This window comes from Glycocaulis alkaliphilus (genome assembly GCF_004000605.1).
Classification (GTDB): domain Bacteria; phylum Pseudomonadota; class Alphaproteobacteria; order Caulobacterales; family Maricaulaceae; genus Glycocaulis; species Glycocaulis alkaliphilus.
The window spans coordinates 1,353,477-1,365,827 of sequence record NZ_CP018911.1 but is presented as its reverse complement, the minus strand read 5'-3'; the positions used below and the strand labels follow the sequence as shown (position 1 = coordinate 1,365,827).

General features: G+C 64.1%; 13 protein-coding genes. 6 read left to right on the top strand and 7 right to left on the bottom strand.

Annotated elements, in window-relative coordinates:
• The 4 genes from hisD to X907_RS06500 all read right to left on the bottom strand — a co-directional run bounded on the left by hisD (position 1) and on the right by X907_RS06500 (position 3,856).
• On the bottom strand, positions 1-1,314 hold the full coding sequence (gene hisD, locus X907_RS06515) for a histidinol dehydrogenase (protein ID WP_127566400.1): 1,314 nt from the start codon (positions 1,312-1,314) through the stop codon (positions 1-3).
• Positions 1,314-2,198 carry an ATP phosphoribosyltransferase gene (gene hisG, locus X907_RS06510; RefSeq protein ID WP_127566398.1) on the bottom strand — a complete coding sequence of 295 codons (885 nt, stop codon included), beginning with the start codon at positions 2,196-2,198 and terminating at the stop codon, positions 1,314-1,316. Before hisG ends, hisD begins: the two co-directional genes overlap by 1 nt.
• Positions 2,195-2,500 (bottom strand): YerC/YecD family TrpR-related protein, encoded by a 306-nt coding sequence (locus X907_RS06505; protein WP_127566396.1) that lies wholly within the window; start codon positions 2,498-2,500, stop codon positions 2,195-2,197. Before X907_RS06505 ends, hisG begins: the two co-directional genes overlap by 4 nt.
• Positions 2,501-2,845: 345 nt before the next feature.
• Positions 2,846-3,856, bottom strand: coding sequence for a DDE-type integrase/transposase/recombinase (locus X907_RS06500; RefSeq protein ID WP_127566394.1), 1,011 nt, complete (start codon positions 3,854-3,856; stop codon positions 2,846-2,848).
• A gap of 1,213 nt (positions 3,857-5,069) precedes the next feature.
• On the opposite strand from X907_RS06500, the gene X907_RS14670 reads away from it, so the two are divergent.
• From X907_RS14670 to X907_RS06480, 4 genes are all read left to right on the top strand, one after another.
• Positions 5,070-5,204: a hypothetical protein gene (locus X907_RS14670; protein WP_257791278.1), complete on the top strand. Its 135-nt coding sequence runs from the start codon at positions 5,070-5,072 to the stop codon at positions 5,202-5,204.
• A gap of 571 nt (positions 5,205-5,775) precedes the next feature.
• Positions 5,776-6,273, top strand: coding sequence for a pentapeptide repeat-containing protein (locus X907_RS06490; RefSeq protein ID WP_127566390.1), 498 nt, complete (start codon positions 5,776-5,778; stop codon positions 6,271-6,273).
• Positions 6,274-6,334: 61 nt separating this feature from the next.
• Positions 6,335-7,519, top strand: coding sequence for a pentapeptide repeat-containing protein (locus tag X907_RS06485; protein ID WP_170175485.1), 1,185 nt, complete (start codon positions 6,335-6,337; stop codon positions 7,517-7,519).
• Between the two features lie 308 nt (positions 7,520-7,827).
• Positions 7,828-8,127: a GIY-YIG nuclease family protein gene (locus tag X907_RS06480; protein WP_127566386.1), complete on the top strand. Its 300-nt coding sequence runs from the start codon at positions 7,828-7,830 to the stop codon at positions 8,125-8,127.
• Positions 8,128-8,195: 68 nt separating this feature from the next.
• Here the strand turns inward: X907_RS06480 and aspS are convergent, their stop codons facing one another.
• On the bottom strand, positions 8,196-10,022 hold the full coding sequence (aspS, locus tag X907_RS06475; protein WP_127566384.1) for an aspartate--tRNA ligase: 1,827 nt from the start codon (positions 10,020-10,022) through the stop codon (positions 8,196-8,198).
• Between the two features lie 244 nt (positions 10,023-10,266).
• Between aspS and X907_RS06470 the strand changes: the two genes are divergently transcribed.
• Positions 10,267-10,506: a DUF2188 domain-containing protein gene (locus X907_RS06470; protein WP_233352557.1), complete on the top strand. Its 240-nt coding sequence runs from the start codon at positions 10,267-10,269 to the stop codon at positions 10,504-10,506.
• Positions 10,507-10,509: 3 nt separating this feature from the next.
• A complete protein-coding gene (locus X907_RS06465) occupies positions 10,510-11,148 on the top strand; it encodes a hypothetical protein (RefSeq protein ID WP_127566382.1) in 639 nt (212 codons plus the stop codon).
• On the opposite strand, the gene X907_RS06460 is transcribed toward X907_RS06465, so the two are convergent.
• Positions 11,140-12,081: an FAD-dependent oxidoreductase gene (locus tag X907_RS06460; protein WP_233352556.1), complete on the bottom strand. Its 942-nt coding sequence runs from the start codon at positions 12,079-12,081 to the stop codon at positions 11,140-11,142. The two genes, X907_RS06465 and X907_RS06460, sit on opposite strands and share 9 nt — an antisense overlap.
• Positions 12,071-12,343 carry an FAD-dependent monooxygenase gene (locus X907_RS14575; protein ID WP_233352555.1) on the bottom strand — a complete coding sequence of 91 codons (273 nt, stop codon included), beginning with the start codon at positions 12,341-12,343 and terminating at the stop codon, positions 12,071-12,073. The genes X907_RS06460 and X907_RS14575 overlap by 11 nt, the downstream gene beginning before the upstream one ends.
• Positions 12,344-12,351 lie beyond the last annotated feature (8 nt).

The following is a 12,351-nucleotide window of genomic DNA, read 5'->3' as shown; positions in this document are numbered from 1 at the left end:
TCAGATCATCTCCTCTTGCGCCTTTTCCCGGCGCACGGCCATGGCGAGCCGGTGCGCATCGAGCCCTTCAAGGGCGGCGAGCCGCTCGACCGTGGGCGCGATGGCGGCTGCGCCTCTGGCCTCGAAACGCAGAACGCTGGTCGTCTTCTGGAACATCTCGACACTGACCCCGCCATAGGCGCGGGCGGCCCCGGCAGTGGGCAGCGAATGGTTGGGGCCCGCGGCGTAGTCGCCAGCGGCTTCGGGCGTCCATGGACCAAGGAATATGGACCCGGCATGGCGGATCTCACCGCAGAGCGCTTCCGGATCGGCTGTCTGGATGATGAGGTGCTCGCCCGCATAGGCATTCGCCGCAGCCACCGCTTCCGCTTCGTTCCTTACGAGGAATGCCTTGGACGCGGAAAGCGCCGCAAGCGCGATGTCACGCCTGGGAAGTCCCTCAAGGCGGGCTTTGAGAGCGCTTTCCACCAGGTCGATGAATCCTTCGGAGAAAGCGATGAGCAGAACTTGAGCGAGGCGGTCATGCTCTGCCTGGGCGAGCAGATCGAGGGCGACAAAGTCCGGGTCCGCGCTGTCATCGGCGATGATGATGACCTCGGAAGGGCCAGCGGGAAGGTCCGCCGCCGCGCCGCCGGGCGTCTGCGCGAGCAGCGCCTTGGCGGCCGCGACATAGGCATTGCCGGGCCCGAAAATGCGGTCAGCGCGGGGAAGTCCCGCAACGCCGAGGCCCAGCGCGGCAACCCCGTGCGCGCCCCCAAGCGCGTACACCTCATCAAGGCCAAGCAGGCCCGCCGCGCCCAGAATGGTGCGGTCCGGCCCGGCCTTCCCGACGGGCGGGGTGAGGACAGCGATGCGGCTGACGCGAGCGATCTGCGCCGGGATGGCGAGCATGAGCAGCGTTGAGACCAGAGGCGCGGTGCCCGCAGGCACGTAGAGGCCTGCCACCTCCAGCGGCGTGACGCGCCGCTCCGCCACGCCGCCGGGCCATGTTTCGAGGCAATAGGATTTATATCCTTGGCACTCGTGATAACGGCGCACGGCATCGGCAGCGGCGAGGATGGCTTTTGCGTCCTCCGGGTCCAGCGCGTCCGCCGCGGCTTTGAGATCGCTCACCGGCACACGGAAGTCTGCAGGCGCATGGCCATCGAGTTCTTGCGCATAGCGGCGCACGGCGGTTTCGCCCTCGGCGCGCACCTCGGAGAGGATTTTCGCGGCCACCGCAAACGCATCCGAGCTATCGCTCGGCCGGGCCATCAGGGCCGCGCGTTCCTCAGGCGACAACTCCGCCCAGACATATCGGCTGAGAAGGGTCATCAGGCCATCATCTTTTCGATCGGCAGGACGAGGATGGAGCGCCCGCCCGCGGCCTTGATCTGCTCCAGCGTCGACCAGAACACTTCCTCCGTACACACCGCATGGATGGCGACCACATCATCGCGGCCCACCACGGGGGCTACCGTTGGCGCATCGGCGCCCGGCAGCACGGCGCGTATCTCGTCCAGCCGGTCCTTGGGGGCGTTCAGGAGGATGTATTTGGTCTGGCGCGAGGCGATCACGCCCTTGAAGCGCTCCACCAGCAGGTCCAGCGTCGCCGCCGCGCCATTGAGCGCTTCGCGGTTGGCGATCAGCACCGCCTCGCTCTCCAGCACGGTCTCGAACGCGGCGAGGCCATTGGCTTCCAGCGTCGCGCCGGTGGAGACCAGATCGCAGATCGCGTCGGCGATTTTCATGCGCGGGGCGACCTCGACAGAGCCGCCCATCTCCACGATTTCTGCCGTGATGCCACGTTCTTTCAGATAAGCCGCCGTCAGGGCGGGATAGGAGGTGGCGATGGCGCGGCCCTCAAGATCTGCCACCGACTGGACCGGTCCCTCCAGAGGCGCGGCGAGTTTCAGCGTGCATCTGGCAAAGCCCAGCCGCTGGACGATTTGCAAGCCTGCCACTCTGGCTGAACGCGCCGCCGCCTCGGCCAGCACATTCTCACCGACAATGCCGCACCCGCACGCGCCAGAGGCGACGAAGCTCGGGATGTCATCATCGCGGATCAGCATCAGATCGAGCGGCACATTCTCCGCCCGGCGCATCAGCGCGTCGCGCGCATAGGCGAGCTTCACGCCCGACTGTTTTAAAAGGTCAAACCCGCCCTCGGCGAGCCGGCCGCTTTTTTGTACGGCCAAGGTGAGGCGTCCGGCGCTCATCGGACTTTCTCCTTCATGCGGTCAAGGATCAGGCGGTAGCCCTGGTGCGGTTCCTGCGCGAGAAAGCGCGCCACGCGCGTGACCGTGGTGGTGGAGACGCCGGTCTCCGCGCTGATCTCGCGATAGGACCGGCCCGCCTCCAGCAATTGCGCCACACGCCAGCGCTCGGCCAGCGCATCGCGCTCGCCCGGCGTCGTCAGATCGGTGAGAAAGCGCGCCATCTCGCCCGCATCCTTTGCGGCCAGCAGCGCCTCGCACAGCGCGTTGAAATCACGTTCCTTCGTTTCCCTGTCGAGGCGCATCACCGCCCTCCCTTTCATTCTTTTGCCCGCCCGCTGCGCCGCCGGGTGACACAGGGCCGGATACCGCAAGGCCGGATGCGCTGGCCCAGGCGTCACTGGTACGGACCTCAGAGAGCTGGCCCACACGGAACCCGATGCCACTGGCCCGGACACCCCATCGCGCCGAACCATACACCGTTGTGACACCCCTATATCGTATTAGCGCGATAACACAATGGGTCGAGAGCAGTGGGCGTGAAATGAGGGATGCGAGGGTGTGGGGGTGTGGGCGGAGGCGGGGATGGGGACTTTGCAACGCCCTCTACCGGGGTCCCCCGCCCCGACGGGGGACCCAGATTTCAAACGTCAGGGCATTGTTATGGATTCCCGATTCCTGGCACTCTTCCCCGCCCCGCCTGTCCCCGTGAAAATGTTGTGTTCCGTGAGATTGTTGAGGATTTCGAGCGGGCTTTGATAGCCGAGGCATCGCAGGCGTGTGCGGTTATAGTTTTGGACGAAGTTTCGGATATAGGCGTTGCGCTGCTCGTGCGTGTCGAAGCAGTTGCGGCCCTGATTGCGTCCGTTTGGCGGGTGGGCGTCGAGATGTTCCTGCAGGCGGCGGTTGAAGCGTTCTGCCATACCGTTGGTCTGCGGACGGAAGGGGCGTGTGAGCCGGTGTTTGACACCGTGGGCGGCGCAGACCCGGTCGAAGGCATGGGTACCGCTGGGACGGTCTTCGGGCTTGCCCTTCTTGTCGACGGCGAACCGGTCTGTGAACTCTGATCCGTTATCGGACAGGACGGTGTGGACCTTCAGCGGGAAGCTTTCCAGGAAGCGCTCGAAGAAGGCGGCGGCGTTGGCTGCGCTGCGCGTGTTGAAGATGTCCAGATGGACGAAGCGCGTGGCCCGGTCGATGGCGATGAAGGCATAGGCGGGCTGCCGGTTCAGGCGTGTCAGGTGCTTCACATCGACATGGATGAACCCGGCGGGCTGGCCGGTCTCGAACACGCCGGTGCGCGCACGCGCCTGCACGGGCCGGGCCGAGATGCCATGACGGCGCCAGCAGCGGTGCAGGGCCGCGCGTGACAGGTCCGGCTTCACACAGCGCCGCATCACCTCCAGCGCATCATCCAGCGACAGGCCCACATGACAGCGCAGCTCGACAGCCAGCGCTTCCTCCACGCCGCTCATAGAGGTCTTCAGCGTATGGGGCACATGCGGGCGGTCAGCCACTTCGCTGCGCGCCCGCCAGCGTCTTATCGTAGTCTCTGACACCCCCAGCTCGGCCGACAGCACAGCAACCGGCTTGCCACAGGTCTGGATGTAACGCCGTGTCGCCGGCGTCGTGCGGGCATTGGCATGAAGACGCAACTCCATCACCGGCCTCCCAGTCTGGACCGCACATACTCTACACCCGCAGACACCGAAGCGGTATCCAAACAATCAAACGAGATGAAACATGAAAACGGGGGCGCCGGTATCCATGGCGAGCTGTTCCTGAAGAACAAGCTGGGTCTCCCGTCAGCGCGGGAGACCCCGATATTGATGCATTTTCAAAGCTTCTGCCGGTTTGGCCGTGGACCTCTCCACCGGGTTCCCGGCCGCAGAGCCGGGATCCATGTTTTTGGCCACGGGGCGTTGTCATGGACCCGATTGTCCGTCTGGGGACGTACAGGCGCCCGCTGGCGAGCCTGCGCCTGTCCCATGAAGGTGGCATGCATGGCAAGTGTCACATTATGCTCGACAAGCTGGGTCCCCGCTCGGGGGCGGGGACCCCGGTGGAGAGGTTCGAGATACAAAAATGGCTGCGCCGCATTGAACAAGAATCCCTACACGCCGGGTTCCCCCGCCCCGCCTGTCCCCGTGACAACGGGGAACGCGAGCTCCATGGAATAGCGCAGGGGCTGGACGCTGGACCCCGGCTCTGCGGCCGGGGACCCGGTGAGTTGAGCTCGCGAGACGTGAGAGCACGGCGCACGGCCATGACCGGGGGAGCTGGCGCAGTACAGAAACCCGGCCGGGTGCCGCTGCGCTCCGCCCCTTCCACACGCACCGCCCTGCCATAACTCCCCACCAGTTCCCAGACGCACCGCCCCGCCATGACTTGCTCACCCAGCACATTGCGTTACCACATTGGCACGCTCTGTTGGGCCACTCGAGGTGGAGCGAGGCGGATCAGAGACTGCGGGAGATGGTTGCGGGGTGAAGGTGGAGTTGAGTGGGTGAAGTGGCTCGCCGGTCCGCGTGCTTGCTGCGCGATGCACCAGACTGTCCGAACCCTTCCCTTCGTCATTCCAGAAAGCGCGTCAGCGCTTGTCTGGAACCCAGTCTTTATTTTAGTTCCGCAACGCATCCGCGTTGCGATGTTCCGCGAAAAGTCGCGGGCGGGCGGTCGCCCTTGCGGCGCTGCGCGCCGGCTGGGTTCCTGTGTGTGGTTGATGTGTCAGGATGTTTGCGGGACGGAGGCCGTTGGGTTCCAGGTTTTTGAAGACCGTGACCCGGCCCGGACCCCGTCCCGCACACCGTGGTTCAACCTGAACAGTTGCACGAGGCCGGTTGCATCGGACCTCGCATCACAGGAACAGGCATCTTGACTTTACCCTATCGCTATATCGGATGCGACATCTCCAAGCTCTGGCTTGATCTTTATGATCCCCGGGAGGGCCGCGTCCGGCGCATCGCCAACACACGCAAGGCCGGGTCTCGCTACGCTCGCCCGGAATGACGAGAAGAGAGGGCGTGTTCTTCTACATCGTCATTCCAGAAGCGGCGTGAGCCGCTATCTGGAACCCAGATACCCGTGTGGCGCTCCGCACCCCGCACCTTCCAGACGCACCGCCCTGCCCGCACCTTCCCTCTTCCCGCCGCGCGGCTCCACCCACGCATTCCCTCTTCCCCTGCCTTGGCCAGCCCACTCAGTTCATCGTGTTAATACATTGGCACGTTGTCATGGAGGGCCGGTCGGAGGTGGAGACGGCGGGCGGCGGCGCAGGCGTCAGTGCGATGCGATAACGGTCGAAGCCTTCCCTTCGTCATTCCAGAAAGCGCGTCAGCGCTTATCTGGAACCCAGCCGCTCATGAAAATCTGGGTTCCGGGTCTCGCTACGCTCGCCCGGAATGACGAGAAGAGAGAGCGCATCTTTCTACATCGTCATTCCGGCCGCAGCGAAGCTGCAGAGCCGGAACCCAGAGCATCAGGCATCTTCAGCTGGGCCTGCCCCCAGCACCCTCCCCCGGCCCGGCTCTTGCTTGCTCCTTCCCCAAAGCCCGCATGGGCAGGATGAGGATGTGCCGTGATGAAACAGGTTCTGGCCGCTCTGGCATTGGCAATCGCCGCTGGCGCGCCCGCACTGGCGCAAAATGCCGGCGAGATCGCGCGGGTACAGGCGGGCGCATCGTGTACGGGGTGCAATCTGTTCCAGGCCGACCTTGCCTATCGCAATCTGCCGGGCGTCGATCTTTCCGGCTCGCGCCTGCGCCAGGCCGATCTCTCGCTCTCCACGATGAACAATGCACGGCTGGCGCAAGCTGATCTTTCCATCGCCAATCTGTTTGGCGGCCGGTTTACCGGGGTCAGCTTTGCCGGAGCCAATCTGGAGCGGGCCATTCTGGTCGGCGGGTATTTTGGCGGTGCGGACTTTTCCGGGGCGAACCTTGCCGGCGCGAATATTTCCGGCGCGGAAATGCAGGGCGCGCACGGTTTGACGCAGGCCCAGCTCAACGCCGCCTGCGGCGATGACTCCACCCGCCTGCCGGGCGGGCTTCGCGTTCCGCCTTGCGCGCCGGGCCGCTAGACTTTTCCCATTACTGCAATTTAAGTCGCTCTTGCCTGCGCCGGGGAGTAGGGAAAAGGGCATGAAGCTGCGCCATGTTGTCATTGCTGCGCTTTTCCCCCTGACGGCGTTAACGCCGCCAGCGCTGGCCGCGTCCGCTTTTGGCGATGCCAATGATGCCGGGCAAGCCATCAGAGCCCCGCGCGACAGCGACCCGCAGCGCCGCCTCGTTATTGGCGGGGAATGCGCATCATGCGATTTCAGCGGCTCCAACCTGGCCGGCGCCCATCTCTATCGCGGCGATTTTGCCAATGCCGATTTTTCCGGCGCCCAGCTGCTCGGCGCGCGCTTTGCCAATATGCGCCTTGATGGCGCGAACTTCGCCGATGCCTCCATGCGCGAGGTGCGCCTGTCGAACGTGACAATGAGCGGCGCCAGCCTGACAGACGCCAACATGACCGACATGCGCGCCCATCAGGTGATGCTGCAGGGCGCCGATGCGCGCAATGTGCGCATGACCGGGGCCAGCCTTGTGCAGGTAAGCCTGCAGGGGGCCAATCTGCGCGAGGCCGATTTCAGCACGGCGACGATACGCTCTGGCGACATGCGCGCGGCCGACCTCAGCGATGCGCGCCTGACCAATGTGGTCATGCAGCACATCATCATGCACCACGCCAATCTGCGCGATGCCGCGATGGAGGGCGCCTTCCTTGATCATGTGGACCTGACCGGCGCGAGCCTGCGCGAGGCCAATTTGACCGGGGCGCGCTTTCGCGCGGTAAACCTCACCGGCGCGGACCTGAGCGAGGCACGCGGCCTGACGCCATCCCTGCTGGAACGGGCATGCGGCGACGCATCAACGCGTCTGCCTGAAGACATGAATATCACGCTGGCTGTCTGCGAGGACGAAGTCCCCGGCGCCCGTCCGGTGGATGAGCGCGCCTTCATCGCCGAGGCCGAGGCGCGCCGCCTGGCGCAGCTGGAAGCCGCCCAGGAAGCCTTCGCCGATGCGCTGGCCAGCGTGCAATCGCGCGCCATGGCCTCTGGCGGGCTGGAGCGCGAGGCGATGGAAAGCGCCCGCGCATCCTTGCGCGAAGCCGCGCGTGCGCAGGCCGAGCTCGCCCGGGCGCGGGCGTATACGGGCTGGCAGTTTGAAATGCGCCGCTCTGAACTGGGCGAGCCGGTGCAGCTCTGGCTGGAGGACGCGCAGCGCCCGTCCACACCGCCTGCGCCCCCTGCCCGCGCGGAACGGTCCGACCGGCGGTAGGATTGGTTTTCCAGTGCGTGCCCTGGCCGTAGCCGGGGTACAGGCAGTCGCGGGCGCGCGGTCGCGCTTTTAGGCACTATGCGCCACACTCTCACAGCTCCCAACCTTCGTCATTCCAGAAGCGGCGCAGCCGCTATCTGGAACCCAGTCGCTTATAAAAAGCTGGGTTCCGGGTGTCGCTACGCTCCCCCGGAATGACGAGGGATCGGTACGTTACCACTCCAATCGTCATTCCGGCCGCAGCGAAGCTGCAGAGCCGGAACCCAGAAAACTGTTTCTTTCGCGCAATCAGCCGTCAGAATACCGGGATGCGAGAGCGCCTCTTTCAGCCTGCCGTCTACATTCTGGCGAGCCAGCGCAACGGCACGCTCTACACCGGCGTGACCAGTGATCTGGTACGGCGGATTTACGAACATCGCGAAGGAATGGTGCCCGGTTTCACACGCAAGTATGGCGTGACGCTGCTCGTCTGGTTCGAGATGCATGCCACCATGGAGCACGCCATTGTCCGCGAAACGCGGATCAAAGGCTGGAAACGCGCATGGAAGCTGGAACTGATCGAAGCGGCCAACCCTGATTGGCGCGATCTGTACGAGACGCTGCTCTAGCTGGGTTCCAGATAGCGGCTCACGCCGCTTCTGGAATGACGAGAGGTAGAAGCAGGAGGCTTCCCCTCCTACCCCTTCTTCGCCTCAGGCAGCACGGTGCGCAGGTGCAGCTCGCGCAGCTGGCGCGCTTCCGGGTAGGCCGGCGCGTTCATCATCAGATCGCGGGCCTGCTGGTCTTTCGGGAACATCACGATCTCGCGCAGGTTTTCGACGCCCGCCAGCAGCATGACGATCCGGTCCACGCCCGGCGCGATGCCCCCGTGAGGCGGCGCGCCATAGCGGAAGGCGTTGAGCATGCCGCCGAACGCTTCCTCGACCACTTCGGGGCCATAACCGGCAAATTCAAAGGCTTTGAGCATCACATCGGGGCGGTGGTTACGGATCGCGCCAGAGGACAGCTCCACCCCGTTGCACACAATGTCATACTGCCAGGCTTTCAGGCCCAGCAGCGTGTCATGGTCGGCCTTGTCCAGCGCCATGAAGGCCTCGGCCTCCATTTGCGGCATGGAGAACGGGTTGTGGGAGAAATCGATTTTCTTCTCGTCCTCATTCCACTCATACATGGGGAAATCGACGATCCAGCAGAACTTGAAGACGTTCTTCTCGCACAGATCGAGCTCGCGCCCGACAATATCGCGCGCGCGGCCGGCAAAGGCGTACATATCCTTCGGGACTCCTGCGACGAAGAAGACGGCATCGCCCGCTTTGAGACCCAGCTGGTTGCGGATGGCGTCAGTGCGCGCCTCGCCGATATTCTTGGCGATGGGGCCAGCGCCTTCGAGCTGACCGCCCTCTTCACGCCAGAAGATATAGCCAAGGCCGGGCTGGCCTTCCTTTTGCGCCCAGCTATTCATCCGGTCGCAGAAGGCGCGTGAGCCGCCCGTAGGCGCAGGGATCGCCCACACTTCTACGCCTGCGTTCTTCTCGATCATCCCGGCGAAGACCTTGAAGCCGGAACCGGCGAAATGCTCGGTGACGGCCTGTATTTTTAAGGGGTTGCGCAGGTCCGGCTTGTCAGAGCCATAGGTGCGGATGGCTTCGGCATAAGGAATGCGCGCGAAGGCATCATCGCTCACTTCGCGTCCGTCGGCGAACTCACGGAAGAGGCCCGCCAGCACCGGCTCGATCACGCCGAACACGTCTTCCTGGTCGACAAAGCTCATTTCCATGTCGAGCTGGTAGAATTCGCCCGGCGCGCGGTCGGCGCGTGCATCCTCATCGCGGAAGCAGGGCGCGATCTGGAAATAGCGGTCAAAGCCGGAGACCATGATGAGCTGTTTGAACTGCTGCGGGGCCTGCGGCAGGGCGTAGAACTTGCCCGGATGGATGCGCGAGGGGACCAGATAGTCGCGCGCGCCTTCCGGGCTGGACGCGGTGAGGATCGGCGTCTGGTACTCGACGAAATTCTGCTCGATCATGCGCCGGCGGATGGAGTCGATGATTTTGGAGCGCAGCACGATGCGCTTGTGCAGGCTCTCGCGGCGCAGATCGATATAGCGGTGTTTCAGGCGCACTTCCTCGGCCCAGTCCGGCTCGCCGAACACGGCCAGCGGCAGCTCTTCGGCCTCGGACTGGACGGTCAGTCCTTCCACGCGCAGCTCCACCTCGCCGGTCGGCAGATTCTTGTTCACCGTGTCCTCGCTGCGGGCAACCACCTTGCCGGTCAGCGTGACAACGCTCTCCACGCGCAGGCGCTCAAGGCGCGCAAAATGCTCTGAGTCTGGCTCCAGCACGCACTGGGTCAGGCCGTAATGATCGCGCAGATCGATGAACAGGAGGCCGCCATGATCGCGCTTTCTGTGTACCCAGCCGGAGATGGTGACATCATTGCCCACGTCGGTCTTGCGCAGCTCGCCGCAGGTATGGGTGCGCCAGTGGGTCTTGGTAACGGACATGGGTCAGGGCTCTTTGAAAACGGGGTGGAAACGGGTGATGGGACCCGCCTTGAAAATCAGCGCGGAAAAGGCATCGCCACGCCGCCAATGTCAAGGCGGGGACGCGGTTTGCGGGGTTGTGCGCGGCCAGACACATTCGTAATCCCGGGTGGACGCCAAACTTTGGCCGGGAAAAGCTGGATCAATGCCTGCTGGCGTATTATCTTTGGTGCAGAAATCGTATTGAGAGTCGGAACGTTCAGACATGTCGAACAGAACCATCAGCCGCAAAGGCCAGCATGTTGTTCCGAGCCAGTCGGGCTGGAGCGTACGGAAAGCTGGCGCAGCACGAGCCTCAAGTGTTCACGCGACACAGGAAGCCGCCATCGCGGCGGCCACCAAGATTGCCAAAAACCAGGGCACCGAGCTTTATATCCACGGTCGTAATGGACTGATCCGGGAGCGGAATTCCTTCCGCAACGAACCGCGTCCTCCGAAGGCCTAAGGCTTGCCGGTCCCGTTCGAGCGGTCGGTTTTCCTTAATTGCCCGTTCGATGGCGATTACGCGCCGATACTCCAGTCTATCGCGTTCTGTGTAATTGATCTCGGCTTCCATGTCCGGATCGCTCCGGAGAATGCAGACGGCGCAGCCGCGCGTCTGGACCGGATTCTGGAGCTGGTCAGATCGTCGAAATTCGGAATTCACGATCTCAGCCGCTGCAAATCCAGCGAAGCGGACGAATACTACCGCATGAACATGCCGTTCGAGCTTGGCATTGACCATGGATGCCGGAAATTCGGCGGTCACGAGCTGGCGGAGAAATCGATCCTGATATTGGAAAGCAACAAGTTCGACTATCAAAAGGGTCTGTCAGACATCGCGGGCTGGGACATCCATTCCCACGGAATGGACTATGTCGAAGCGGTTCGGCATGTTCGCGACTGGCTGGTCCATCATGCAGGCGCCGACAGCATCGGGACCGAACGGGTACTGGGCGATTACGCAACGTTCCGGGGATGGCACTATGAGCGTGAAATAACCAACGGCGCGTCCGAGCGCGACATTGAGCTATACGCCCCCATAAATGTCATCAGGGCCATGCAAGACTGGTACGCGGCCGGAAAACCCGACGAATTTTCAGCGTAACCCCAACCTTCCCAAAGGCCCTCCCACCAGCCCGCTGACCAGCGCCGCCTGTACGAGTGGTGCCGGCCAGACTTTGGAGACCGGGCCGACCAGACGGTCGCGCAGGAAGGGGATGAGGCGGCTATCGGACTGGTAGACCGGCGTGAAGAACGCCGTCAGCACCTGATAGAGCCAGACATGGAAGCGGCGACAGGCAATCGCGCGGGCAATGGCGTCTGGCACATCCGATCCCTCACGCAGCCCCAGCGCCAGCGCCCAGGCATCGAGCAGCGCCATATTGGCCCCCTGCCCAAGCTGCGGGCTGGCTGAGTGCCAGGCATCGCCAATATGGATGAGGCCCGTTTCACCGGGTTTTTTCAGCGTGCGGTGCGCATAGCGGGCAAAGACGAGCTGTTCTGCGTCGCTGATCTGGTCCAGCAGCGGCTGGACAGCTGGCCAGACGGCGCGAACATCGCTTTTCCACGCATCCAGCCCTGCCGCGCGCCACTTAGGCACATCCGCCCCCTTGATGGACCAGAAGAGCGCGGCCTTGGCGCGTGCGTCATGCGGCGCGGTGCCGATAGGCAGCACGCCCGCCATGATGGAGGCGGCGCGGTATCTCTGCTCCAGCGCATGGGGGTTCAACGCGGAGCCTTCCGGCCAGTCCAGGCTCGCCCAGAGCGCGCCATAGGCGAGTTCCTTTCCCGTCGGCGCGGCGAGCGGGGTGCGCGTGCCTAGCGCATCGACAATCAGGTCAAACGGCCCCTCGCGGGCCCCATCGGCCATGACAAGCGCGCGCTGGCCGTTTGGACCCAGCTCGCTGGCGGTAATCTCGGCGGAGGTATGGACGGGAATGGCCTCAGCCAGCACCGCGTCATAAAGGATCGAAAACAGCGCCGCGCGGTGGATGCCCAGACCCACGCGCAAGGGCTCGCCAAGCGCGCTATAGCGCACGTCGAGCACCGTCGCACCCGACCCGCACCGCCTTGCCGAGGAGGCGCTCTACGACGCTTGCATGGGCCTTTAACGCCGTGTCGAGGCCCAGCCTTTCCAGCACCGCCAGCCCGGTCGGCTGGATCAGCAGCCCTGAACCAATCGGGCGCGGCGTCTCAAACCGCTCATAAAGCCGCACGCGATGGCCATCACGGTGCAGCAGCAGCGCGGCAGCAAGCCCGGCCGGGCCACAGCCCGCAATGGCGATGTTCTTTGGCGGCATGCGCCCTC

Excerpts from the sequence above, each read along its gene's own strand:
- X907_RS06470 (WP_233352557.1), top strand. The coding sequence starts at position 10,267 with ATGTCGAACAGAACCATCAGCCGCAAAGGCCAGCATGTTGTTCCGAGC.
- X907_RS06485 (WP_170175485.1), top strand. The coding sequence starts at position 6,335 with ATGAAGCTGCGCCATGTTGTCATTGCTGCGCTTTTCCCCCTGACGGCG.
- hisG (WP_127566398.1), bottom strand. The coding sequence starts at position 2,198 with ATGAGCGCCGGACGCCTCACCTTGGCCGTACAAAAAAGCGGCCGGCTC.
- X907_RS06480 (WP_127566386.1), top strand. The coding sequence starts at position 7,828 with ATGCGAGAGCGCCTCTTTCAGCCTGCCGTCTACATTCTGGCGAGCCAG.
- aspS (WP_127566384.1), bottom strand. The coding sequence starts at position 10,022 with ATGTCCGTTACCAAGACCCACTGGCGCACCCATACCTGCGGCGAGCTG.
- hisD (WP_127566400.1), bottom strand. The coding sequence starts at position 1,314 with ATGACCCTTCTCAGCCGATATGTCTGGGCGGAGTTGTCGCCTGAGGAA.
- X907_RS06505 (WP_127566396.1), bottom strand. The coding sequence starts at position 2,500 with ATGCGCCTCGACAGGGAAACGAAGGAACGTGATTTCAACGCGCTGTGC.
- X907_RS06490 (WP_127566390.1), top strand. The coding sequence starts at position 5,776 with ATGAAACAGGTTCTGGCCGCTCTGGCATTGGCAATCGCCGCTGGCGCG.
- X907_RS06500 (WP_127566394.1), bottom strand. The coding sequence starts at position 3,856 with ATGGAGTTGCGTCTTCATGCCAATGCCCGCACGACGCCGGCGACACGG.
- X907_RS14575 (WP_233352555.1), bottom strand. The coding sequence starts at position 12,343 with ATGCCGCCAAAGAACATCGCCATTGCGGGCTGTGGCCCGGCCGGGCTT.